Below are 22576 nucleotides of genomic sequence, written 5' to 3'. Positions count from 1 at the left end.
GTCCGACGTCCGGCTCCAGCCGGTGCGCCGACGGGAGGTCAGGGTGGGACCACGAGCGGGCCGACCGGCCGTGATGGCCGACGTCGCGCAACTGGCGGGGGTGTCCCACCAGACGGTCTCGCGGGTGCTCAACGACCACCCGTACGTGAAGGAGGAGACCCGGGCGCGGGTGCTCGAGGCCATGGCCGAGCTGGGGTACCGGCGCAACCTCACCGCCCGGGCACTGGCACGTCGGCAGTCCGACACCATCGGGGTCATCGCCTTCGACACCAGCCTGTACGGGCCGGCCAGCACGCTGTTCAGCCTCGAGCAGGCCGCCCGCGGGGCCGGCCTCGAGGTGCACGTGGTCACCGTCCCCGACATGGGCCCGGAGGCGTTCGCCGAGGCGGTCGACCGGCTGGTCGCCCAGTCGGTCTCCGGCGTGGTGGTGCTCGCCCCGCAGCGCGCGGCGGTGCAGGTGATGGTGGGCCTGCCCGCCGACCTCCCCGCCGTCGCCGTCGAGGGCGGCGCGCCCCCCGGGGTGCCCTCGGTGGTCGTCGACCAGGTCGACGGTGCGCTGCAGGCCACCCGGCACCTCGTCGAGCTCGGCCACACCGAGATCGCCCACGTGCGGGGACCGCAGGACTGGATCGAGGCCGAGGCCCGGCGCGTGGGGTGGCACCAGGCCATGACCGCGGCCGGGCTGACGGTGCGGGAGCCCCTGGTGGGCGACTGGAGCGCCCGGTCGGGCTACGACGCCGGGGTGCTGCTGCACGAGCGCTGGCCCGAGGTGACCGGGGTGTTCGTGGCCAACGACCACATGGCACTGGGTTTGGTGCGGGCGCTCGCCGAGGCAGGGGTGGACATCCCCGGGCAGGTCAGCGTGGTCGGGTTCGACGACATCGCCGAGGCCGGGTACCTCCGGCCGCCGCTGACCACCGTGCACCAGGACTTCGCCGAGGTCGGTCGCCGGTGCGTCGACGTGCTGGTGGAGCGGATCGGGTCGGCCGAGCGATGGTTCCAGGGCCAGCCGGTGGTCGTCCCGAGCCGCCTGGTGGTGCGGGCCTCCACGGCCCCGGTCACCCGTCGCGGCTGAGCTGGGTGCGGGGGGCGCCCAGGTCGGCGGTGTCGGCGGCGCGGCGCCCGGCCCACCAGCCCTCCGGGTCCACCGTGCGTCGGCGGCTGCGCCGCACGTGCGGGAAGAGCTCGGTGACCCGGTCGGCCACAGCCGCCTCCCGCCGGGCCAGCACCGGCAGGACCGACCGGCTGTGCGCCGCGGCCGCCTCGGCGGTCGCCCGGTCACCGGCCTCGGCCAGCCGCTCGCCGATGCGGGTGGCGTAGGCCAGCAGGAACCCTCGCCGGTACACGGTGGAGGTGGTCGTGCCCGATGCGCTGCCGGCCAGGGCGCGGGTGGCCTGGAGCAGGAGCGAGGTGAACAGCAGCTCGGCCAGCACGACGTCGACCGGCAACCCCACCACGGTGGCGACGCCGAGGTCGCGCAGCAGCACCACCTGGCAGCCGTTCGGGGCGGCGACGGCGTGCAGCAGGGCGGCCTTGGCGCCGGTGAATGGGTCGGTCAGGTGCAGCCGGCGGGCGACGACGTCCGCGCCCACGCCGGGCCCGCCCACCTGCTGACCGGCCAGCACGGCGTGGTCGATGGCGTACCTGCTCATCAGCTCCTGGGCCTTGGCGGTCAGCGCGTCGGCCTCCTCGACGAACTCGGTGCGCTCGGCCTTGGCCAGCAGCCCCCGCACCCGGCCGAGCACCTTCTCGTCGACCGGCCCGGTGGTGGGGAGCGTGGACGTGGCGGCCCGGCGGTGCTGGGGCCACGCGGCCGGCCCCGGCAGCAGCACCTGCAGCGTCGGGAGGTCGGTCAGCAGGGCCAGCACCCGCACGACGTCCCGCCACCCGGTGGCGGCGTCGACACCGGTGCCGGCCCACCACCCCGCTGCCCCCGACGCCGGGCCCGGCAGGGCCACGAGCTGCTCGACCCACTCCCGCGGGGCGCGGTCGGCGGCCCGGGACCGGTCGGCCTCGGCCCGCAGTGCCGACCCGAGCAGCCGGGACGCGCGCCGGCTGGTGCGCCGGCCGGTCACGTGCACGAGGTCGGCCGGTTGCCACCCTCGGTCGTAGCACCGGCGCACGGCGTGGTCGAGCAGCGGCTCGAGATCGGGCAGGTCGAGGTCGGGGCACTGCCGGGCCAGCGCCGCGGTGAACGGGTCGAGCTCCTCGGCGGTGCCCCCGGGACGGCGTGCCACCTGCACCGCCGTCTGCAGCAGCTCGAGCGGTGAGGTGGTGCGGGGCCACGGGGTGCGCATGCCCAGGAGCGTGCCCCAGGGCGCCGACGGAGGAGACCGGGTCGGGTGCTGCTGTGGACGACGGCGTCGACGGTGGACACCGCGGCCGGTCCTGTCGGTGCCCCGCGCTACCGTTCCGCCCGGCTGAGGGGAGTGCCGTGCACGTCGACGTCGACACGCTGCGGCGCATGCGGCTGTCCGCGCTGGGCCTGACCGCGCCCCGGCCCGACGTGGTGGCCGCGGTGCGTGGGCTGCTCGCCGTCCAGGCCCAGGACCTGCGCCAGGCCGAGTGGGCCCTTGGCTCGCGGGTCGCGGGCAGCACGGTGGCCGACGTGTGGGCCGCGTTCGCCGCGGGCCAGGTCGTGCGCTCCTGGCCGATGCGCGGCACCCTCTTCGCCACCACCCCGGCCGACCTGAGGCTGCTTCTCACGCTCACCGCGGAGCGTCAGATGCGCACCGCCGAGCCCCGGCACCGCCAGCTGGGAATCACCCCCGCCGACGTCGCCCGGGCGGCCGAGGTGGCCCGCACCGAGCTGGCCGGCGGGGGAGCCCTGACCGGTCCCGAGCTCGCCGCCCGCTGGGCCGCGGCCGGGCTGGTCGTGGCCGGTCAGCGCACCCCGCACCTGTACGGCCGGCTCGCCCACCAGGGCCTGCTGTGCCTCGGGCCGCCGCGCGGGGAGACCGCCGGAGGGCCGGTGCAGGCGTTCGTCCTGCTCGACGAGTGGGCGCCCGGTGAGCCGCCGTCGGACCGGGCAGGTGCGGTCGCCGTCCTGGTGCGGCGGTACCTGGCCGGGCACGGTCCGGCGTCCGAGCGCGACCTGGCGTGGTGGAGCGGGCTCACGCTCACCGAGGTGCGCGGCGGCTTCGCGGCGGTGCGCGACGAGCTCACCGAGGTGCGCTGCGGTGACGCGGTGCTCTGGACCCTCGGCGACCCGCCGCCGGCGCACCCCGACGGCGTGCGCGCGCTGGCCGGGTTCGACGAGCTGCTGCTGGGGCACACCGACCGCTCGCACGTGGTCACGCCCGACCGCTTCGCCGCCGTCGTGCCCGGAGGCAACGGGGTCTTCCTGCCGGTGCTGGTCGACGACGGCGAGGTGGTCGGCGCCTGGAAGCTCGTCCGGGGCGCCGTCCAGGTCACCCCCGACTCCGCGGAGGCCCGGGAGGCGGTGGCCGTCGCGCAGCGGTTCCGCGGCTGATCAGGCGCGCGGGCGCACCCGGCTCGCGGCCTCGCGGGCGGTGCCGCGAGCGGCGTCGACGTCCTCGCCGCGGGCCAGCGCGACGCCCATCCGGCGGCGGGTGAAGCTCTCGGGCTTGCCGAACAGCCGCACCTGCACACCGGGCAGCGCGAGCGCCTCGTCGACGCCGTCGAAGGTGATGCCGGCGGCCTCGACGCCGCCGTAGACCACGGCCGAGGCACCGGGGTTGCGCAGTGCGGTGTCCACCGGCAGGCCGAGCAGGGCGCGGGCGTGCAGCTCGAACTCGTCCTGCCACTGGGTGGCCATGGTGACCATGCCGGTGTCGTGCGGACGGGGGCTGACCTCGGAGAACCACACGTCGTCACCGCGCACGAACAGCTCGACGCCGAACAGGCCGAGGCCGCCGAGGTCGGCGGTGACGGCGGCAGCGATCTGCTGCGCCCGCTGCAGCGCCAGCTCGCTCATCGACTGGGGCTGCCAGCTCTCGACGTAGTCGCCGGACTCCTGCCGGTGCCCGATCGGTGCGCAGAAACCGGTCACGGTCTCCTCGCCGCGGCGCGACCGCACGGTGAGCAGGGTGATCTCGTAGTCGAAGTCCACGAACCCCTCGACGATGACCCGGGTGCCGGCCACCCGGCTGCCGGCCATCGCGTACTCCCACGCCGTCTCGACGTCCTCCGCCGTCCGCACGGTGCTCTGGCCCTTGCCCGACGAGGACATCACCGGCTTGACCACGCACGGGAACCCGACGGCCTCGGCACCTGCGCGCAGCTCCTCCAGGGAGTCGCAGAACCGGTACGGGCTGGTCGGCAGGCCGAGGGTCTCGGCGGCCAGCCGGCGGATGCCCTCGCGGTCCATCGTCAGCCGGGCGGCCCGGGCGGTGGGCACGACGCGCACGCCCTCGGCCTCCAGCTCGACCAGCGTGGGCGTGGCGATGGCCTCGATCTCGGGGACGACGACGTCGGGTCGCTCGGCCTCGACCAGCGCCCGCAGCTGTGCGGGGTCGCTCATGGTGATGGTGCGGGCGTGGTGGGCGACCTGCTGGCCGGGGGCGTCCTCGTAGCGGTCGACGGCGGTGGTCTCCACGCCCAGCCGCTGCAGCGCGATCAGCACCTCCTTGGCCAGCTCACCGCTGCCCAGCAGCATCACGCGGGTGGCCGAGGGGGACAGGGGGGTGCCCAGGGAGACCATGCGCAGGAGGCTAACGAGGGGCCGACGCCCGCCCGGCGTGAGATCGCTACCGGTGGGTAGGGGATCGGGAGCACTGCAGACACCAGCTCGACCGGGAGGACCGCACACCATGACCGCCGACCTGCTCACCGGGGACTTCTTCGGCTACGAGACCCTCCTGTCCGAGGCCGAGCGCAAGGAGCTGCAGACGCTCCGCGAGTTCCTCGACGAGAAGGTGCGCCCCCGGGTGAACGCGGCGTGGGCGGCGGCCGAGTTCCCGATGGACCTCATCCCCGAGTTCGCCTCCGTGGACGTCGTCGGCCGCGCCTACGAGTGGGACGGGCGGGTGCCGGCGTCCAAGCTGTACGGCGGGTTCCAGGCCCTCGAGCTGGCCCGCGTCGACCCCTCGATCGCCACCTTCCTCGGCGTGCACAACGGCCTGGCGATGGGCTCGATCATGATCCTGGGCTCGGAGGAGCAGCGGCAGCGCTGGATCCCCGCGATGATGTCGATGGACGAGATCGGGGCGTTCGCGCTCACCGAGCCCGAGGGTGGTTCCGACGTCGCCCGCGGGCTGCGAACCACGGCGCGCCGCGACGGCGACTCGTGGGTGCTCAACGGCGCCAAGCGCTGGATCGGCAACGGCACCTTCGCCGACCACGTGGTGGTGTTCGCCCGCGACGAGGCCGACGACCAGGTGAAGACCTTCGTGGTGGACAAGGGCACCCCGGGCTTCACCGCCAGCAAGATCGAGGACAAGTTCGCGCTGCGCACCGTGCAGAACGCCGACCTGGTCTTCACCGACTGCCGCATCCCCGCCGACCACAAGCTGGAGGGCGGCAACACCTTCAAGGACGTCAACAAGGTCCTCAAGGTCACCCGCGGCGGGGTGGCCTGGTCGGGTGTCGGGTGCCAGATGGGCGCCTACGAGTACGCGCTGGCCTACGCCAAGGAGCGGGAGCAGTTCGGCAAGCCGATCGGCGGTTTCCAGCTCATCCAGGACCTGCTGGCCAAGATGCTGGGCAACGTGACGGCCTCCCTCGGCATGGTGGTGCGCCTGGCGCAGCTGCAGGAGACCGACGACCTGCGCGACGACCAGGCAGCCCTGGCCAAGAGCTACGTCACCGCGCGCGGCCGCGAGACCGTGGCCATGGCCCGCGAGCTGTTCGGGGGCAACGGCATCGTGCTGGAGAACAACGTCGTCCGGTACTTCAACGACGCCGAGGCGCTGTACTCCTACGAAGGCACCCGTGAGATGAACACGTTGATCGTGGGTCGCTCCGTGACCGGGATGTCGGCCTTCGTCTGACCGCGGTGCCACCGTCGTGGGCTAGGGTTAGGTTCACCTAACCAGGAGGACGACGTGACGCAGGCACCGAAGAAGAAGCGGGTCCCCCGCGTGGGCGTCGTCGTCCGCGCCGAGCGGTTGACCCCGCACCTCGTGCGGATCGTGCTCGGTGGTGACGGCCTGGCCGGGTTCGGCGCGGGCGAGTACACCGACCACTACGTCAAGCTGCAGTTCCCCCCGGCCGGGGCCCCGTACGGGGTGCCGTTCGACGCCGAGGAGGTGCAGGCCGAGCAGCCCCAGGGGTGGTGGCCGGTCACGCGGACCTACACGGTGCGCGCGTGGGACCCGGCCGCGCAGGAGCTCACCGTCGACTTCGTCGTCCACGGCGACGAGGGCGTGGCGGGGCCGTGGGCTGCGGCTGCCCGTCCCGGGGACGCCGTCCAGCTCCTCGGGCCCGGCGGGGCGTACGCCCCGTCGGCCGACGCCGACTGGCACCTGCTCGCCGGTGACGACTCCGCGCTGCCGGCGATCGCCGCCGCCCTGCCCCGGTTGCCCCCGGGCGCACCGGCCCACGTGTTCGTCGAGGTCGAGGGATCGGACGACGAGCAGGACCTGCCGGGCGTGCTCTGGGTGCACCGCGGGTCCCGCCCGGTGGGCAGCGCCCTGACCGCGGCGGTGCTGTCGGCCGAGCTGCCCGAGGGCGTCCCGCACGTGTTCGTGCACGGCGAGGCCGGGTTCGTCCGCGAGCTGCGTCGCGCCGTGCGCGCGCGCTGGGAGGTGCCGCGCGAGCTGCTCAGCGTCTCGGGCTACTGGCGCTCGGGCCGCTCCGAGGAGGGGTGGCGGGCCGACAAGCCGGCCTGGAACGCCGCCGTGGAGGCCGACGAGGCCGCGCTGGCGGTCTGACCAGCGCGGCCCCCGCATCACATGTCGCGGTAGCGCTTGGCCTCCGCGGTGGCCTGCCGGAGCTGCGTGACGTCGTACTCCGGGCCGTAGCCGGGGGTGTCGCGCTGGATGCGCCAGCCCTCGGCGAGCGGGCCGAGGTCGAGGGTGTCGAAGCCCAGCCGGTCGATGTAGTCGGCCACCCACGCCTTGGCGTCGGCGTCGTCGCCGGCGATGGCCAGTGCCCGCCGGTGCTCGGTGCCGCTGGGGGTGCGCTTGGTCGTGAGGTGCTCGGCGTAGATGTGGTTGAACGCCTTGACGACCCTCGAGGTGGGCAGGTGGGCCTGCGCCATCTCGGCAGTGGTGGTGGTCTCGTCGTCGAGCTCGGCGATGTGGCCGTCGCGCTCGGGGTAGTAGTTGTTCGTGTCGATCACGGTCTTGCCGGCCAGCGGCTCGACCGGCACGTCCCCGAGGTTCTTCAGCGGGACGGTGACGACGACGACCTCGCCGGCCGCGCCGGCCTCCGCCGCGGTGGCCGCGGTGATGGAGCCCTGCCGGGTGTCCCGGGCCTCGACCTCGGCGACGAGGTCGGCGAGGGTCTCCGGGCCGCGGGAGTTGGCGATGACGACGTCGTAGCCGGCGTCGGTGGAGATGCGGGCGAGCTGGGAGCCGATGAGCCCGGCCCCGATGATGCCGATGGTGGTCATGCGGGGTGCAACACCGTCAGCTCTGCGGGATTCCGTCCCACGGGAAGCGCGGTGGTCGCCGCTCGGCGAAGGCGGCGACCCCCTCGGCGAGCTCGCCGGAGGCGATGGTCTCGCGGAACCCCCGGGCGGCCACCGGCTCGGCGTCGAGCCCCGCGGTGAGCGCCGCGACGACCTCCTTCGTGGCCCGTTGGGTGAGCGCCGACCGGCTCGCCAGGACGGCGGCGAACTCCTGCGCCCGGGCCTCGAGCCGGTCGGCGGTGTGCACCTCGTCCACCAGGCCCACCCGCAGGGCGGTCGCGGCGTCCAGCAGCTCGCCGGAGAACAGCAGCCACTTCGTCGTCGCCGGGCCCACCAGGTCCACCAGCGCCTTCGTCGGGGCCGGCGGGTAGACGACGCCGATGCGGGCCGGGGTCACCCCGAACACCGCGGTGTCGTCGGCGAACCGCAGGTCGCAGCTGGCCGCCAGCTCCACCCCGCCGCCGATGCAGTGCCCGCGCACCACCGCCACCGTCGGGTGCGGGAACGTGCGGATCGCCGCCTGGGCGGCCAGGTTGTCCGCCCGCAACCCGGCCATGGGGTCGGCCGGGTCGTCGCCGCCGAGCAGCTCGCCGATGTCGGCGCCCGCGCAGAACGACGGCCCGGCACCGGTCACCAGCAGCACCCGGACATCGTCCACCACCTCGGCCAGCAGTCCGGGGACGGCGGCCCACATGGCCCGGGTCATCGCGTTGCGCTTGGCGGCCCGGTCGACGGTCAGCGTGGCGACCGGACCCTCGACGCCGATCGTCAGGCTCATCCGAGGTCGTCGGTGGCGAAGGTGTCGCAGGCGCCCGGGTCGCCGGTCTCGTAGCCGGTGCTGAACCACCGCTCGCGCTGGGCCGACGAGCCGTGGGTGAAGGCGTCCTGGTCGACGGTGCCACCGCCCAGGTTGGTCTGGATGAAGTCGTCGCCGATGCGGCTGGCGGCGTCCAGGGCCCGGTCGACGTCGTCCTGGGTGATCTCGGTGATGAGCGGCTCCTGGCCGTCGTCCGACGTCGTCGTGGCGTGGTTGGCCCACACCCCGGCGTAGCAGTCGGCCTGCAGCTCCAGCCGCACCGTGCCCGACGTCGGCCCGGTCTCGCCCGGGGTGACCTGCTGGTTGGTGCCCAGCAGGTTCTGCACGTGGTGGCCGTACTCGTGGGCCAGCACGTAGGCGTCGACGAAGGTGCCGCCGCGGGCGCCGAACTGGGTCTGCAGCTGGTCGAAGAAGGTGAGGTCGACGTAGACCAGCTGGTCGCCGGGGCAGTAGAACGGGCCCGACCCGCTGGTCGCCCCGCCGCAGGCGGTCTGCACCGACCCGGAGAAGAAGACGGTGTCGGTCTCGGCGTACGGGGTGCCCGTGGCCTGCGGCAGCGCCGCCGTCCAGAAGTCCTGGATCGAGTCGACGATGGCCACCGCAGCGCAGTCGGCGCTGTCGTTGGCGTCGGCCCCCGTCTGGCACTGCTGTGCCAGCTCGGTGTTGTCGGCCGTGCCGCCGCCCCCACCCTGCAGCTGGGCCAGGACGCTCGCCACGTCGGGCCCCGACCCGCCGGACCCGCCGCCGCCCAGCACCTGGATCAGCACGAAGGCGATCAGGCCGACGACGCCGATGCCGCCCCCGCCGACGGCGACCGCCCGGCCGCCGCCCCCGCGGCGGTCCTGCACGCCCGAGGTGTCCAGCCGGGCACCTTCACGGAACCGCACCATCTAGAGCTCCTCGAGGTTCGGGGCGGAGATGAGGAACACGGCCTCGACGGCGCCGTGCACCTCCTGCAGCGCCGGTTCCAGGTCCAGCTCGGGGGCCGCCCGCACCGCGGACCGCGCCGAGCCGGCCATCATCATCGCCGGGGACACCGCGCCGGTGCCGACGTCGCGGAGCTCGACCAGCCCGGTCAGGGTGCTGCCGACGGCCTCGGCGTAGCCGCGCGCGCGGGCGACGGCCTCGCCGATGGCCTCGGTGCGGGCCCGCGCCCACGCCGGGTCGTCGCGGTCGAGCTGCCAGCTGGGCCCCCACAACGAGCAGCCGTCGAGCCCGGCGGCGGCCACGGCCAGCTCGCCGACCCGGTCGACGTCGTCCACCCGCACCTGCGTGGTCACGGTGGCCCGGTAGCCGGTGACCCGCTGGCGGTCGGAGTGCTCGGCGTGGACGCCGACCGCGGCCGTCGCCGAGCGGGTGACCAGCGCGGCGTGCTCGGCCAGCAGGTCGGCGACGGTGCGCTGGACGTCGCCCAGCAGCACCAGCGCGCGGTCGCGGTGCCGGTCGCGCGCCTCGGCGGTGAGGGACAGGGTGGCGTGGCTGGGGGGCACCCGCAGGGTGGTCTCCCCGCGGACGACCACGCGCGGGGTCGGTTCGGTCACGCGGTCACCCTGGCAGATCACAGGTGGAGAACGCTTGTCGAACCGTGATGCCGTCGTGACCCTGCGCTGCGAGGGTCGGGGGGTGGCCGATCAGCGGGGTGCGGAGGGCAGGTTCGCCACCGTCGGGGTGGTCGGTGCGGTGTGCCTGGCCGCCGCGCTGCTGACCACCTGGATGCTCGGGGTGCCGGCCTGGGTCTTCGTCGTGGTGTTCGCCGGGCTGGCCGTCGTCAGCATGATCCGCCCGCCGAACGGGTGAGCGGCCGGCTCACCGGCGTCGACGGGTGCCGAACACCCCGCGCGTGATCTCCCGGCCGAGCGCCGAGGCGGCCGAGCGGGCGAAGGCCCGGAACGCCGAGGACCCGAGCACCTGCTCGACGACGCCGGGCTCGGGGTCGGGTTCGCGGCGGGGCCGCTCGCGCCGTTCCGGTGCAGGTGACGGTGTCGACGGAGGTGGTGCGGGCGCCGGTGCGGGGGCCGGGGGTGGGGCCAGCCGGGCGGCCAACCGTTCGTAGGCCGACTCGCGGTCCACCGCGGTGCCGTAGGTGGCCAGCAGCGGGGACGCGGCGACGGCGGCCTCCAGCTGCGCCGCCTCGACCGTGCCCATGAGGGAGCGCGGGGCGCGCAGCATCGTCCAGGCCACCGGGGTCGGCGCACCGCGCTCGGACAGCACCGTCACGACGGCCTCGCCGGTGCCCAGCGAGGTGAGGGTCTCGCCGACGTCGTAGGCGTCCGAGCGCGGGTAGGTCTTGACCGTCTTCGTCAGCGCGGTGGCGTCGTCGGGGGTGAAGGCGCGCAGCGCGTGCTGCACCCGGTTGCCCAGCTGGCCGAGCACCGGCGCCGGGACGTCCGTGGGGTTCTGGGTCACGAAGAAGACCCCGACGCCCTTGGACCGGATCAGCCGCACGGTCTGGGTGACCGACTCGAGGAACGCCGCGCTGGCCCCGGTGAACAGCAGGTGCGCCTCGTCGAGGAAGAAGACCAGCTCGGGCTTGTCGACCTCGCCGACCTCGGGCAGCTCCTCGAACAGGTCGGCCAGCAGCCACATGAGGAAGGTGGAGAACAGGGCCGGCCGGTCCTGGACGGCGGTCAGCTCGACCGAGCTGATGACGCCGCGGCCGTCGGGGGCGGTGCGCATGAGGTCGGCGGTCTGCCACTCGGGCTCGCCGAAGAAGACGTCGCCGCCGAGGTCCTGCAGGCCGACGAGGTTGCGGAGGATGACCCCGGCGGTGGCCTTGCTGAGCCCGCCCAGGCCCGCGAGGTCGGCCTTGCCCTCGTCGCTGACCAGCCAGCTGATGACCGAGCGGAGGTCCTTGAGGTCCAGCAGCGGCAGCCCGGCCCGGTCGGCGTAGTGGAAGACCAGGCCCAGCGAGCTCTCCTGGGTCCTGTTCAGGCCCATGACCTTGCTGAGCAGCACCGGGCCGAAGCTGGTGACCGTCGAGCGCACCGGCACGCCGGTGCCCAGCCCGCCGAGGGCCAGGTACTCCACGGGGTAGCCGGTCGGCGTCCAGTCGTCGGCGGTGTCGGTGGCCCGCGCGGTGATGCGGTCACCGGGCACCCCGGGGTGGGAGAGCCCGGTGAGGTCGCCCTTGACGTCGGCCAGCACGACCGGCACGCCCTGCGCCGACAGCTGCTCGGCCAGCAGCTGCAACGTCTTGGTCTTGCCGGTGCCGGTGGCCCCGGCGATGAGCCCGTGCCGGGTCATCATCGACAGCGGGACGCGGACCTGGGCGTCGGGGTGCGGCTGGCCGCCGTGCACCACCGAGCCCAGGTCGAGGGCGGGGCCGGTGAACGCGTACCCGGCGGCGATGCCGGCCGCGACGGTGGCGGACGTCTCGTCGACGGGTGCGCCCACCGGTGCGCTCAGCCCTGCTCGCGAGCGGCGCGGTCGACCTCGGGCGTGGGCGAGGCCGACGGCGACGGCGGGGCGGCGGCCGTGCCGGGGGACCAGGACGGCGCACCGGCGTCCGGGGCGGTGTGCGTGGGGGTGGCGCCGGGGGCTCCCGCAGCGCCGGGCTCGGCCACCGGCGTGGGCGGGGTGACCGGGGTCGGGTCGGGAGTCGTGGCCGGGTCCTGCGCGGGGCTGGTGGCGGTCGTGCCGAACGCGGTGCCCCCGCTGGTGCCGTCCTCGTGCCGCGGGACGGCGGCCTTGGCCTTCTGCGTCGCGTTGTCGATCTGCGCGGCGCGGTCGGGCATCTTCTGCTTCGCGAACTGCCCGGCCTTGTCGACCGCACCCTCGATCTTGCCGCTGTTGTCCTTCAGCGCCGCCTCGATCTTGTCCGACCCCTGGGCCAGTGCGTCCTGGGCCTTCTTCGCCAGCCTGCCGAAGTCCACCACGTCGTCCTCCTCTGGTCGTCGTCTGCGCACACCCTGCCGGTGGTGCGTCGCACCTGCCACCCGTGCTACGTGCGTCCCTCCGCGAGGGTTCCCGTCGCGCAGGATGACGGCCATGACCGAGAAGGTGCAGGGGCCGGCGAGCTACTTCCCGGCCATGGAGAAGAAGTACGGCCGGCCCATCGGGGAGTGGCAGCAGCTGGTGCGCGAGAAGCGGGCCGCCGAGCCCGACGCGAAGCACATGGCGCTCGTGTCGTGGCTGAAGTCCGAGCACGGGATGGGCCACGGCCACGCGAACGCGTTGGTCGCCTACGTCCTCGCCGCGGACTGAGGCGCCCGGCGTCGAGGAGTCCTAGGGTCGGGACATGCCACTGGAAGGCGAGTACGAGCCCAGCCCCGAGAAGTGGGTCCGCGACCAGGTCGAGGCCTACGAGCGCAGCGGCGGCCGCGAGGCCAACACCCTGCCCGGCCGCCCCGAACCGGTCGTCGTCTTCACCACGCGCGGGGCCAAGAGCGGCAAGGTGCGCAAGAACCCGCTCATGAAGGTCGAGCACGACGGGGTCTACGCGATGGTCGCCAGCCAGGGCGGGGCGCCCAAGCACCCCACCTGGTACTTCAACCTCAAGGCTGCACCCCGACGAGGTCACCGTGCAGGACGGCGACCAGGTGTGGGACGGCGTCGCGCGGGAGATCCACGGCGAGGAGAAGGCCGTGTGGTGGGAGCGGGCCGTGGCCGCCTTCCCCGACTACGCCGACTACCAGGAGAAGACCGACCGGGAGATCCCGGTCGTGCTGGTGGAGCGCCCGAGCTGACCGGCTCCCGCGTCGCCGTCGTGACCGGTGCCTCCGACGGCATCGGCGCGGCGGCCGCCCGCCGGCTGCACCGCGACGGCTGGCGGGTCGTGGTGGTCGGCCGGTCGCCGGCGAAGACCGACGCCGTCGCCGACGAGCTGCAGGCGCAGGGGCACCCCGACGACCACCGCGAGGTCGAGCGGCACGTCGCCGACTTCGCGCGTCTGGACGACGTCCGGGCGCTGGGCGCTGCCCTGGCCGAGCGGCACCCGCGCATCGACGTCCTGGCCAACAACGCCGGGGCCTCGTTCCCGCGGCGGACCACGACCGGCGACGGGTTCGAGACCACGTTCCAGGTCGACCACCTGGGCGGGTACCTGCTCACCCGGTTGCTCGAGGAGCCGCTGCGGGCCGCCCGGGGGCGGGTGGTCACGACGTCGTCGTTCATGCACCGGTTCGGCCCGTTGCCCCGCCACCTGACGCTGCGGTCGGTGCAGGACGTGCGGCCCTACCTGGGCACGCTGGCCTACGGTCGGGCCAAGACGCTGAACGCGCTGTTCACCCGGGAGCTGGCCCGCCGCTGGGCCCCCGACGTCGTCGCCACCTGCTACAGCCCGGGCACCGTGGCCACCTCCTTCGGCGCGCGGTCGGGCGGCATCTCGGGGCTGGCCTGGAAGCTGGGCCTGCCGCGGTTCTCGCGCACCCCGGCCGAGGGCGCCGACACCCTGGTCTGGCTCGCCACCACGGACGACGGCTGGCGCAACGGCGGCTTCCACGCCGACCGGTCGGCCGGCCTGACCATGCCGTGGGCCACCGACGACCGGCGCGCCCGCGACCTGTGGCAGCTGTCCGCCGATGCGGTGAAGGACCACCTCGCCCCCCACGACTCGCGGGCTCGCCGTGGGACCCTGCGAGGAGGCCGAAACGGCATGCCGGATGAGGGTTGAATGGCCAGCATGAGCGGTGACGCCATCGAGGTGGAGGTCGACGGGCTCGACGTCCGGCTGTCCAGCCCGGACCGGGTCTACTTCCCGGCGCGCGGGGAGACCAAAAAGGACCTGCTCGACTACTACCTCGCCGTCGGGCCCGGCATCGTGAACGCGCTGCGCGAGCGGCCGTGCATGCTGCACCGCTTCCCCAAGGGCGTCGAGGGCGACAAGGTGCACCAGAAGCGCATCCCGGCCGGGGCGCCGCCGTGGATCGAGACGGTGCGGCTGCACTTCCCGCGCTGGAACCGCACCGCCGACGAGCTGTGCGTCACCCACCTCGCGCACGTGGCATGGGCGGTGCAGATGTCGACGGTGGAGTTCCACCCGTGGAACAGCCGCCGCGCCGACACCGAGCTGCCCGACGAGTGGCGCATCGACCTGGACCCGATGCCCGAGGCCGACTACGCCGCGGTGCGCCGGGTCGCCCACGTGGTGCACGAGGTGCTCGACGAGCTGGGTGCGGTCGGCTTCCCGAAGACCTCGGGCGGCAACGGGCTGCACGTCTACGTGCGGATCCGGCCCGAGCACGGGTTCGGCGACGTCCGGCGGGGTGCGCTCGCGTTCGCCCGGGAGGTCGAGCGGCGTTCGGCCGACGTCACCACTACCTGGTGGCGCAAGGACCGCGACCCCCGCGCGGTGTTCGTCGACTACAACCAGAACGCCCGCGACCACACCATCGCCGCGGCGTACTCGGTGCGCGGCAACGCCGAGGCCACGGTGTCCACCCCGATCCGCTGGGACGAGGTGGACGACGCCCACCCGCGCGACTTCACCATCGCCACCGTGCCCGCCCGGTTCGCCGAGCTCGGCGACCTGCACGCCGACATCGACTCCGAGGTGTTCGACCTCGCGCCGCTCCTGGAGTGGGCCGACCGCGACGGCACCGAGCTGCCCCCGGAGGACTGATGGACCTCAACGCCGACCTCGGCGAAGGCTTCGGCGTGTGGGCCCTCAGCGACGACGACGCCCTGCTCGACGTCGTCACCAGCGCCAACGTCGCCTGCGGGTTCCACGCCGGCGACCCCCGCACGATGCGCCGGGTGTGCGAGCGGGCGGTCTCCCGCGGTGTGGCGATCGGGGCGCAGGTCGGCTACCGCGACCTGCCCGGCTTCGGCCGGCGGTTCATCGACGTCGACCCCGACGAGCTCACCCAGGACGTCGTCGCCCAGCTCGGCGCCCTGTCGGCGTTCGCGCGCGTGGCCGGTGACCGCGTGCGGTACGTCAAGCCGCACGGGGCGCTCTACAACGCGATCGTCACCCACGAGGAGCAGGCCGCCGCCGTGGTGGCCGCCGTCGTCGACGTCGACCGCACGCTGCCGGTGCTGGGGCTGCCCGGGTCGGCGTTCCTGCGGCTGGCGGCCGAGGCCGGGCTGCGGTGCGTCGACGAGGCGTTCGCCGATCGCGCCTACACCGCGGACGGCGCGTTGGTGTCCCGCCGGCTGCCGGGCGCCGTCCTCCACGACGCCGGTCTCGTCGCGGCGCGGTGCGTCGCCATGGCGACCGGGCAACCGGTGCACGACGTCGACGGGGCCGAGCTGCGGCTGGCCCCGGCGTCGATCTGCGTGCACGGGGACACCCCCGGCGCGGTCGAGATCGCCCGGCGGGTGCGGACCGAGCTGACCGCGGTCGGGGTCGAGCTCGCACCGTTCGCGTGAGGCTGCTCCCCAGCGGCGACGCCGCCGTCCTCGTCGAGCTGGCCGACCTCGACGCGGTGCTGGCGCTGCACGCCGCGTTGGCCGACCCGCCCGACGGCGTGCTGGACGTCGTGCCGGCCGCCCGCACGGTGCTGGTGGTGCTGGACCCGGGGCGGACGTCGGTGGACGCCGCCGCGTCGTGGATCCGGTCGGCGCGGCCGGTCGCGGGAGCCCGACCCGACGCCGGCGAGGTCGAGGTGCCGGTGGTCTACGACGGCGCGGACCTCGCCGAAGTCGCCGCCGCCCTGGGGTGCCCCGTCGAGGAGGTCGTCGCGCGGCACACGGGGACGGTCTGGACGGTGGCCTTCGGCGGGTTCGCCCCCGGCTTCGGCTACGCCGTGCCCGACGGCGGGGGTTGGGACCTGCCGCGCCGGGCCACCCCCCGCACGCGGGTGCCGGCCGGGTCGGTGGCGGTGGCCGGCGGGTTCGGGGCGGTCTACCCGCAGGCGTCGCCCGGCGGGTGGCAGCTGCTCGGCCGCACCGACCTCGCGGTGTTCGACGTCGAGCGCGACCCGGCGGCGCTGCTCCGCCCGGGGGTGCGGATCCGGTTCCGTGTCGTCGGGCCGGACGTCACGTGACGCTCACCGTGCTGGCTCCCGGGCCGCTGACGACGGCGCAGGACCTGGGCCGGCCGGGGCTCGCGGCGCAGGGCATCGGCCGCTCGGGCGCCGCGGACCGGGCGGCTGCGGCGCTGGCCAACCGGCTGCTGGGCAACCCGCCCGATGCCGCCGTGCTGGAGGTGACCGCCGGTGGGTTGGCGGTGCGGGCGGACGCGGCGGTCTGGGTGGCGTTGACCGGTGCGCGCTGCGCGGGTGCGCCGTACGCCGCACCGGTGCGGCTCTCGGCCGGTGCCGAGCTGCGGCTGGGGACGCCGGTGAGCGGGCTGCGCAGCTACCTGGCGGTGCGGGGTGGGTTGACCGTGCGGCCGGTGCTGGGGTCGCGCTCCACCGACCTGCTCTCGGGCCTGGGGCCTGCGGTGGTCGGGGTCGGTGACGTGCTGCCGGTGGGGCCCGGTACCGGCAGCTGGCCCGGCGTCGACGTCGCGCCGGTGGCCGAGCCGGCGGACGGGCTGGTGGTCGCCGTCCGGCCGGGTCCGCGGGCCGACTGGTTCGCCGAGGATGCCCACCGGGTGCTCACCGCTACGGCGTGGGAGGTGACGGGGGAGAGCAACCGGGTGGGCCTGCGACTGGCCGGGCCGGTGCTCGAGCGCGCCCGGGACGGCGAGCTGCCCAGCGAGGGCCTGGTGCGCGGGGCGCTGCAGGTGCCGCCCTCGGGTCAGCCGGTGCTGTTCCTGGCCGACCACCCGGTCACCGGCGGCTACCCGGTGATCGGTTACGTCGCGGACGCCGACGTCGACCGCTGTGCCCAGCTGGCCCCGGGCCGGACGGTCCGCTTCCGCCGTTGAACTAGCCGGTCGTGGCGGTCGTGGCGGACCGGGCCCAGGACCGCTGAAGCCTTGGTGGGTCAGAGCACCGACGGCGGTGCGGTGCGGGCGGTGAGCCCGGCGGGGGTGGTGACGACGTAGCTGCCGTCCGGGTGCAGCTCGTGCTGCCAGCCCACCGCCTGGTGCTTGCCGCGGTGGTCGGTGAGGCACAGCCCGCACAAGTTGCTCGCCGAGGTGGCGCCCGCGGGGTGCGGGACGTGGTGGTCGACCTCGCCGGTCATGACGGGGCGGCGGCAGCCGGGCGCGCGGCAGCGGCGATCGCGGGTGCGCACGTGCCGGTCGAGGGTCGTGGCCGGGCGGTAGCCGTCGGTGTCCGCTGGTGCGCCCAGGTGTGCGCCGGTGGCCGCGGCCCTGCGCAGTGCCGGGAGGTCGGTGAGGGAGACCAACGCCCCGGTGAGGGCGGCGGTGAGGGCGATGCGCGGGCGGTGGGTGAGACCCCCGCTGCTCGAGGTGGCGGTGGCGGCCAGCAGGTCGTGCAGGGCCGCTGTCCGGGCGGGCACGGCGGCACGCAGGACCTCCAGGGCGTCGGCCGCGTCGGACCCTCCACCGGCACGGGTCTGCCACCCCTCCTCGTCGGACCGGGCCGCCAGCTGCGCGTCGGCGACGGCCGTGTCGGCCGCCCGCAGGGCTTTGTGGAGTTCTCCGAGAGCGGTCTGCGCACGCGCGACCGCGTCGATGGCCTGCTGACCCAGGTGCCGGGCTGCCTCGCCGGGGGTGTCCGCCGCTGCGCTCGGTGTGCCGTCGGCGAGGGTCTCTCCCGTCGAGCTGTCGTCGTCGTGGGTGCTGGGGACGGCATCGACGTCGGCGTCGGGCCAGGTGAGGTCGTCGGGGTCCCACCACATGTCGTCGGGGTCAGGGGCGCGAGCGATGAGCTCGTCGACCATCGCCCAGTACGTGGCGTCGTCCAGCGCCGGCGGCTCCCCGTCGTGGGACCAGGTCGTCGAGGTGACCTGGGTAGTCGGCCTCGAGCTCGACGGCTCACCGTCGACGGCGTGGGCAGTGCCGAGGTCCGCAGCACGCACGGTGTCGCCGACGCGCTCATCCCCGGCCCGCTCGTCGTCCTGCTCTGCGTCGCCCAGGGGGGCGTCGAGGTGGCTGCCGGTGAGGAGGTCGAGCAGTGTGCGGATCTGGGCCGCGGGCACGACGTGTCCGTCGATCTCGCCGGGGGTGTCGCCGCCGAGGAAGGTCTCCAGCGCCGCGACGACGGTGAGGGACACCTGGACGGGCGGGAGGGATCCGGTGCCCGGGCGGAGGACGGAGTCGAGAAGGACGTCGAGCATCCTCTCGGCCTTGCTGCGCGCCGGCCCGTCGTCGGTGGGGTCGTCGGGGAGGTGTGCGCCGAGTTGGTCGAGGGCGGCGTGCAGAGCGGCGGCCTCGGCGGTCGTCATGCGCAGGTGCAGTCCGCTCATGCCCGGGACCGGGTCGGGAGAGGTGAAGACCCCGCGGGTGGCCAGGGCCCGGCGCAGCTCCTCGGCCTGGGTGCGGGCGTCGCGGGACAGCAGGACCCGGTGGATCTTGGCCCGCAGCTGGGCGGGGGTGGTGATGGTGCCCGCTGCGCCGCGCGCGGCCAGCCAACGGAGCAGCTCTGCCTCGATGCGGGCACGGAGGGTGTCATCGGCGACGGGGTCGAGCAGCTCGATCAGGGCCGGCAGGTGCCCGCAGTGGACGGTGCCACCGTCGAGTGCGGCCAGCACCCCCGGCAGCCGACGGGTGAGGGTGAGCGCCTGCACGAGCATGCGCTCGGCGGCGACGTCGGTGACGGCCAGTGAGACCCGCAGCTCGCGGACCACCCACTCCGACACCGGTGCCAGGACGCCGGGTCGGGCGGCACGGCGGTCGGCGGACATGGCGCCGGGGGTTCCTGAGGGGCGGTCGTCGGTGGCGGGCCGAGCCTCGGCCAGGGCGCTCAACGCCCGCGCGCGGGCTGCGGTGGCGGTGGCCAGGGTGCGTTCGGCGGCCATCACCTGAGCCATCGGCCCGGACGCTGTGCCCAACGCGGGCGGGGCGAAGGCCGGCCACGTGGCGGACTCGAAGTCGGCCCGTGCCGCGACGGCCCGGGCGCTGGCCGCTGCGGCTCTGCCCGGGATCCTGCTCCGGGTGCGGCGCGTACGGCACAGGCCGTGGGACGCAGGGTCGGCCGACGCCGACGCCGACGCCGACGCCGACGCGGGCGGTGCCTGGTTGGTCGGGTTCGCTGCATCGACGCGGGTCCGCTGCGCGGCGCGTTCGGCCACCGCGGTGGGCGACAGGCGCAGGGGATCGGGCAGGTCGGGTTCGTCGTCGCTCCACACGTGCCCCGCAGCGGCAGCGGGACAGGGGATAGGCGACGTCATGTGTTCGATCATATGTTCGAAAGCGAGCGCCGGCAAGTCGTACCCGGGCGGGAGTGGGAAACCATCGGCGTGGTGATGTCCACCGTGGGACGGCTCGGGCTGCCACGCTGCTCGGCATGGCGGACGAGGAGGGGCAGCGGTCACTGCTCAAGGAGCTCCCGGTGCTGCTCGTCGTCGCGTTCGTCCTGGCCCTGCTCGTGAAGACGTTCCTGGTGCAGCCGTTCTTCATCCCCTCGGGCTCGATGGAGCAGACGCTGCACGGGTGCGAGGGCTGTACGGCCGACCGCATCCTGGTGACCAAGCCGCCCTACTGGTGGTCCGACCCCGAGCCCGGCGACGTCGTGGTCTTCGAGGGCCCGGGCACGTGGGAGCCGGAGGTCACCTCGACCGCGCCCTCGAACTGGTTCGCGTCGGCCGCCCTGTTCCTGGGCCGGGCCGTCGGCATTGCTCCGCCCAGCGACCGCGACTTCGTCAAGCGGGTGATCGCCGTCGGCGGGCAGACGGTGCAGTGCTGCGACCAGCAGGGCCGGGTGGTCGTCGACGGGCAGGCGCTGGACGAGCCCTACCTCTACCAGGACGACTCCCAGCCGTTCGGCCCGGTGACCCTGGCCGAGGGGCAGCTGTGGGTGATGGGCGACCACCGGTCGGACTCCGCCGACTCCCGGGTGCACGGCCCGATCTCGGTCGACGACGTCATCGGCAAGGCCTCGCTCATCGTCTTCCCGTTCAGCCGGTTCGGCTGGATCGACAGCCCGGACCCCCAGCCGACCGCGGCGGCCGACCCGGGGTCCGCCGTCCTGCTCGCCCCGCTGGTGGTGGCCGTGCGCCGGAGGGGGCATGACGTCCACGGCCGAAGCCGCGCACGAACCAGGTCACCCGGTGAGGGTGCCACCTCCGCCGCCCGGGGGCGGCGGAGGTGGCGCGGTGTCAGACCGCCGGGGGGACGGCGGACGCGGTGACCAGCTCGGCCCGCTCCCACACCCGGTGCTGGCCCATTGCGGCGACCAGGTCGGTGACGACGTCGTCGACCGAGGACCCGGTGAAGACGCCGGGCCCGGACACCCCGGCGGCGTCCAGGACGCCGGACCCCGAGCCCCAGGCCGCGAACGGCTTGAGCTGGCGCAGCGCCTCCTGCAGCAGGATCGTCGCCTTGATGTCCCCGTCGTCGGGCGCGCCGTCGGCCACGACGACCGCGTCGAACTCGATCGACCGGGCGGTCACGTTGGTCCGCTCGACGACCTGCTGGTCCTTCCCCGACCCGAGCACTCCACCGCGCGGGGCCAGCACCTTCAGCTGCGCGCCCTCGGCGTCCAGGGCTTCGCGGAGAGCCGCGATGCCGGCCAGGTCGGCGTCCGGCCCGGCGACGACGGCGACCTGCCGGCCGTCCAGCGGGAACGCCTCGCCGGTCACCTGGGACAGCGCCGGGGACGGCGGGAGGTGGTCGGCGGGCGAGCCCGAGGGCGCCGCAAGGCCGAGGCCCTCGGCGACGAGCTCCGCCAGCGAGGTGTCGACGTTCGCCAGGACGCCGAGCACGCGCTCCTTGATCGCCTGCTCGTAGACCTTGCCCAGCTCGAACGTGTACGCCTCCACCACGTGCGTCTTCTCGACGTCGGACAGCGAGGCGTAGAACATCGCGGGCTGGCTGAAGTGGTCCTCGAACGACGCCGCCACCTCGCGCACGACCTCGCCCTCGACCTTGCGCGGGACGACGACGTACCCGCCCTCGGCCCAGTCGGCGGGCTTCGGCACACCGCCGTCGACGGAGTTGGGGGTGTAGGGCGCCTCCCCGGTCGGCACGCCCTGCTGCATGAACCCGTCGCGCTGGTCGTCGTTCACCGGCGCGTGCGGGCGGTTGATCGGCAGCTGGGTCCAGTTCGGGCCGCCGAGGCGGGTGAGCTGGGTGTCCTGGTAGGAGAAGTTGCGGCCCTGCAGCAGCGGGTCGTTGGTGAACTCGATGCCCGGCACCACGTGCCCGGTGTTGTAGGCGACCTGCTCGGTCTCGGCGAAGTAGTTCGTCGGGTTGGCCGTGAGGCGCAGCGTGCCGATGGTCTGCACCGGCACCATCTCCTCCGGCACGATCTTGGTGGAGTCCAGCAGGTCGATGCCCTCGTACATCTGGTCGTCGGTGTCGGGGAACACCTGCACGCCCAGCTCCCACTCGGGGAACGCGCCGGCCTCGATCGCGTCGGCCAGGTCGCGGCGGTGGAAGTCCGGGTCGGTGCCCATGGCCAGCTGCGCCTCCTCCCACGTCAGGGAGTGCACGCCGAGCTTCGGGGTCCACTTGAACTGCACGAGCACGGTCTCCCGCGCCTCGTTCACCAGCCGGAACGAGTGGACGCCGAAGCCCTCCATCATCCGGTAGCTGCGCGGGATGCCCCGGTCGCTCATGTTCCACAGCGAGTGGTGGGTGGCCTCGGTGTGCAGCGACACGAAGTCCCAGAACGAGTCGTGCGCCGACTGCGCCTGCGGGATCTCCCGGGTGGGGCTGGGCTTGGCCGCGTGGATGAGGTCGGGGAACTTGATGGCCTCCTGGATGAAGAAGACCGGCATGTTGTTGCCGACCAGGTCCCAGGTGCCCTCCTTCGTGTAGAACTTCGTAGCGAAGCCGCGGGTGTCCCGCGCGGTGTCGGCCGACCCGCGCGAGCCCAGCACGGTGGAGAACCGCACGAACACCGGCGTCTCCAGCCCCTTCTCCGCCAGCACCGGTGCGCGGGTGATGCTGGCCGCCGACCCGTTCGCGGTGAACACGCCGTGCGCCCCGGCGCCGCGGGCGTGCACCGCTCGCTCGGGGATCCGCTCGTGGTCGAAGTGGCTGATCTTCTCCCGGAGGTGGAAGTCCTCCAGCAGCGTCGGACCCCGCCGTCCGGCCTTCAGTGCGTGGTCGGTGTCGGGGATGCGCACGCCGTTCGGCGAGGTGAGGACGTCGCCGCCCTGGGCGCGCGGGTCGCGGTCGCCGTCGGCGGCCTCGAACGGGACGCCGGTCGGGCTGACCTGCGCGGGGGCGGACTGGTCGGGCTTGGGTGCCGGAGGCATGGCTCTCCCTGGGCTCGGGGGGCTGGAGCGCCGTTCTCTGGACGCGTGGCGTCGCGGCCATGCCCTCG

General features: G+C 74.5%; 23 protein-coding genes and 1 pseudogene. 14 read left to right on the top strand and 10 right to left on the bottom strand.

The genetic code is table 11. From position 1 onward, the window contains the following. Positions 1–43: 43 nt before the first annotated feature. Positions 44–1075 (top strand): LacI family DNA-binding transcriptional regulator, encoded by a 1032-nt coding sequence (locus TEK04_RS01950; RefSeq protein ID WP_336402621.1) that lies wholly within the window; start codon positions 44–46, stop codon positions 1073–1075. Here TEK04_RS01950 and TEK04_RS01945 read toward each other — a convergent pair. Beyond that, entirely contained in the window at positions 1059–2297 is a 1239-nt protein-coding gene (locus TEK04_RS01945; RefSeq protein ID WP_336402620.1) for a DUF2786 domain-containing protein, read from the bottom strand. The two genes, TEK04_RS01950 and TEK04_RS01945, sit on opposite strands and share 17 nt — an antisense overlap. A 137-nt stretch (positions 2298–2434) precedes the next feature. On the opposite strand from TEK04_RS01945, the gene TEK04_RS01940 reads away from it, so the two are divergent. Beyond that, on the top strand, positions 2435–3472 hold the full coding sequence (locus TEK04_RS01940; protein ID WP_336402619.1) for a winged helix DNA-binding domain-containing protein: 1038 nt from the start codon (positions 2435–2437) through the stop codon (positions 3470–3472). Here TEK04_RS01940 and purT read toward each other — a convergent pair whose 3' ends face one another. Then, positions 3473–4663, bottom strand: a complete 1191-nt coding sequence (purT, locus tag TEK04_RS01935) for a formate-dependent phosphoribosylglycinamide formyltransferase (RefSeq protein ID WP_336402618.1) — start codon at positions 4661–4663, stop codon at positions 3473–3475. A 109-nt stretch (positions 4664–4772) separates the two neighbouring features. Between purT and TEK04_RS01930 the strand changes: the two genes are divergently transcribed. Together TEK04_RS01930 and TEK04_RS01925 are read left to right on the top strand one after the other, a co-directional pair. Further along, on the top strand, positions 4773–5951 hold the full coding sequence (locus tag TEK04_RS01930) for an acyl-CoA dehydrogenase family protein (RefSeq protein WP_336402617.1): 1179 nt from the start codon (positions 4773–4775) through the stop codon (positions 5949–5951). Positions 5952–6005: 54 nt separating this feature from the next. Further along, positions 6006–6833 (top strand): siderophore-interacting protein, encoded by an 828-nt coding sequence (locus tag TEK04_RS01925; protein ID WP_336402616.1) that lies wholly within the window; start codon positions 6006–6008, stop codon positions 6831–6833. A 17-nt stretch (positions 6834–6850) separates the two neighbouring features. Here the strand turns inward: TEK04_RS01925 and TEK04_RS01920 are convergent, their stop codons facing one another. From TEK04_RS01920 to TEK04_RS01905, 4 genes are read right to left on the bottom strand one after another with little or no spacing between them, the layout of a single operon-like run. Beyond that, on the bottom strand, positions 6851–7516 hold the full coding sequence (locus tag TEK04_RS01920; RefSeq protein WP_336402615.1) for an NADPH-dependent F420 reductase: 666 nt from the start codon (positions 7514–7516) through the stop codon (positions 6851–6853). Positions 7517–7532: 16 nt separating this feature from the next. Further along, positions 7533–8312 (bottom strand): enoyl-CoA hydratase/isomerase family protein, encoded by a 780-nt coding sequence (locus TEK04_RS01915; RefSeq protein ID WP_336402614.1) that lies wholly within the window; start codon positions 8310–8312, stop codon positions 7533–7535. Then, positions 8309–9241, bottom strand: coding sequence for a KPN_02809 family neutral zinc metallopeptidase (ypfJ, locus tag TEK04_RS01910; protein ID WP_336402613.1), 933 nt, complete (start codon positions 9239–9241; stop codon positions 8309–8311). Before ypfJ ends, TEK04_RS01915 begins: the two co-directional genes overlap by 4 nt. After that, positions 9242–9892 carry an SIMPL domain-containing protein gene (locus TEK04_RS01905; RefSeq protein ID WP_336402612.1) on the bottom strand — a complete coding sequence of 217 codons (651 nt, stop codon included), beginning with the start codon at positions 9890–9892 and terminating at the stop codon, positions 9242–9244. Between the two features lie 82 nt (positions 9893–9974). Here TEK04_RS01905 and TEK04_RS01900 point away from each other — a divergent pair, with 82 nt between their 5' ends. Next, positions 9975–10148, top strand: coding sequence for a hypothetical protein (locus TEK04_RS01900; RefSeq protein WP_336402611.1), 174 nt, complete (start codon positions 9975–9977; stop codon positions 10146–10148). Positions 10149–10157: 9 nt separating this feature from the next. On the opposite strand, the gene TEK04_RS01895 is transcribed toward TEK04_RS01900, so the two are convergent. Further along, positions 10158–11744, bottom strand: a complete 1587-nt coding sequence (locus tag TEK04_RS01895) for a helicase HerA-like domain-containing protein (RefSeq protein ID WP_336402610.1) — start codon at positions 11742–11744, stop codon at positions 10158–10160. Between the two features lie 8 nt (positions 11745–11752). Continuing rightward, positions 11753–12223, bottom strand: coding sequence for an antitoxin (locus TEK04_RS01890; RefSeq protein WP_336402609.1), 471 nt, complete (start codon positions 12221–12223; stop codon positions 11753–11755). 115 nt (positions 12224–12338) lie between these two features. Here TEK04_RS01890 and TEK04_RS01885 point away from each other — a divergent pair, with 115 nt between their 5' ends. The 8 genes and pseudogenes from TEK04_RS01885 (at position 12339) to TEK04_RS01850 (ending at position 17103) form a co-directional block, all read left to right on the top strand. Beyond that, entirely contained in the window at positions 12339–12554 is a 216-nt protein-coding gene (locus TEK04_RS01885) for a DUF4287 domain-containing protein (protein WP_336402608.1), read from the top strand. Between the two features lie 34 nt (positions 12555–12588). Further along, positions 12589–12846 (top strand): annotated as a pseudogene (locus TEK04_RS01880) (nitroreductase/quinone reductase family protein); the annotation flags it as partial. Positions 12847–12871: 25 nt separating this feature from the next. Continuing rightward, the gene (locus TEK04_RS01875; RefSeq protein WP_336402923.1) at positions 12872–13036 is read left to right on the top strand and encodes a nitroreductase/quinone reductase family protein; all 165 of its coding nucleotides are present in this window, start codon (positions 12872–12874) and stop codon (positions 13034–13036) included. Between the two features lie 20 nt (positions 13037–13056). Next, entirely contained in the window at positions 13057–13962 is a 906-nt protein-coding gene (locus TEK04_RS01870) for an SDR family NAD(P)-dependent oxidoreductase (RefSeq protein WP_336402922.1), read from the top strand. A gap of 9 nt (positions 13963–13971) precedes the next feature. Next, complete coding sequence (gene ligD / locus TEK04_RS01865) at positions 13972–14910, top strand: non-homologous end-joining DNA ligase (protein ID WP_336402607.1); 939 nt, start codon at positions 13972–13974, stop codon at positions 14908–14910. Next, a complete protein-coding gene (locus TEK04_RS01860; RefSeq protein WP_336402606.1) occupies positions 14910–15659 on the top strand; it encodes a LamB/YcsF family protein in 750 nt (249 codons plus the stop codon). The genes ligD and TEK04_RS01860 overlap by 1 nt, the downstream gene beginning before the upstream one ends. Further along, positions 15656–16276, top strand: coding sequence for a 5-oxoprolinase subunit B family protein (locus TEK04_RS01855; protein ID WP_336402605.1), 621 nt, complete (start codon positions 15656–15658; stop codon positions 16274–16276). The genes TEK04_RS01860 and TEK04_RS01855 overlap by 4 nt, the downstream gene beginning before the upstream one ends. Further along, on the top strand, positions 16273–17103 hold the full coding sequence (locus tag TEK04_RS01850; protein WP_336402604.1) for a 5-oxoprolinase subunit C family protein: 831 nt from the start codon (positions 16273–16275) through the stop codon (positions 17101–17103). Before TEK04_RS01855 ends, TEK04_RS01850 begins: the two co-directional genes overlap by 4 nt. A 59-nt stretch (positions 17104–17162) precedes the next feature. Here the strand turns inward: TEK04_RS01850 and TEK04_RS01845 are convergent, their stop codons facing one another. Further along, positions 17163–19115 (bottom strand): HNH endonuclease signature motif containing protein, encoded by a 1953-nt coding sequence (locus tag TEK04_RS01845; RefSeq protein ID WP_336402603.1) that lies wholly within the window; start codon positions 19113–19115, stop codon positions 17163–17165. A 476-nt stretch (positions 19116–19591) separates the two neighbouring features. On the opposite strand from TEK04_RS01845, the gene lepB reads away from it, so the two are divergent. Further along, entirely contained in the window at positions 19592–20434 is an 843-nt protein-coding gene (gene lepB / locus TEK04_RS01840) for a signal peptidase I (protein WP_336402602.1), read from the top strand. Here the strand turns inward: lepB and TEK04_RS01835 are convergent. Continuing rightward, positions 20403–22508: a catalase gene (locus TEK04_RS01835; protein ID WP_336402601.1), complete on the bottom strand. Its 2106-nt coding sequence runs from the start codon at positions 22506–22508 to the stop codon at positions 20403–20405. The genes lepB and TEK04_RS01835 overlap by 32 nt on opposite strands. Between the last annotated feature and the right edge of the window lie 68 nt (positions 22509–22576).

It is taken from the genome of Klenkia sesuvii (assembly GCF_037083825.1).
Taxonomy (GTDB): domain Bacteria; phylum Actinomycetota; class Actinomycetes; order Mycobacteriales; family Geodermatophilaceae; genus Klenkia; species Klenkia sesuvii.
The sequence above is the reverse complement of the archived record's forward strand: the minus strand, read 5'-3'. Positions and strand labels throughout refer to the sequence as shown.

What these genes read in the sequence shown, in the direction of transcription:
- TEK04_RS01945 (WP_336402620.1), bottom strand. Translation starts at nt 2,297, where the DNA reads ATGCGCACCCCGTGGCCCCGCACCACCTCACCGCTCGAGCTGCTGCAG.
- purT (WP_336402618.1), bottom strand. Translation starts at nt 4,663, where the DNA reads ATGGTCTCCCTGGGCACCCCCCTGTCCCCCTCGGCCACCCGCGTGATG.
- TEK04_RS01930 (WP_336402617.1), top strand. Translation starts at nt 4,773, where the DNA reads ATGACCGCCGACCTGCTCACCGGGGACTTCTTCGGCTACGAGACCCTC.
- TEK04_RS01920 (WP_336402615.1), bottom strand. Translation starts at nt 7,516, where the DNA reads ATGACCACCATCGGCATCATCGGGGCCGGGCTCATCGGCTCCCAGCTC.
- TEK04_RS01915 (WP_336402614.1), bottom strand. Translation starts at nt 8,312, where the DNA reads ATGAGCCTGACGATCGGCGTCGAGGGTCCGGTCGCCACGCTGACCGTC.
- ypfJ (WP_336402613.1), bottom strand. Translation starts at nt 9,241, where the DNA reads ATGGTGCGGTTCCGTGAAGGTGCCCGGCTGGACACCTCGGGCGTGCAG.
- TEK04_RS01885 (WP_336402608.1), top strand. Translation starts at nt 12,339, where the DNA reads ATGACCGAGAAGGTGCAGGGGCCGGCGAGCTACTTCCCGGCCATGGAG.
- ligD (WP_336402607.1), top strand. Translation starts at nt 13,972, where the DNA reads ATGAGCGGTGACGCCATCGAGGTGGAGGTCGACGGGCTCGACGTCCGG.
- TEK04_RS01860 (WP_336402606.1), top strand. Translation starts at nt 14,910, where the DNA reads ATGGACCTCAACGCCGACCTCGGCGAAGGCTTCGGCGTGTGGGCCCTC.
- TEK04_RS01845 (WP_336402603.1), bottom strand. Translation starts at nt 19,115, where the DNA reads ATGGCTCAGGTGATGGCCGCCGAACGCACCCTGGCCACCGCCACCGCA.
- lepB (WP_336402602.1), top strand. Translation starts at nt 19,592, where the DNA reads ATGGCGGACGAGGAGGGGCAGCGGTCACTGCTCAAGGAGCTCCCGGTG.
- TEK04_RS01835 (WP_336402601.1), bottom strand. Translation starts at nt 22,508, where the DNA reads ATGCCTCCGGCACCCAAGCCCGACCAGTCCGCCCCCGCGCAGGTCAGC.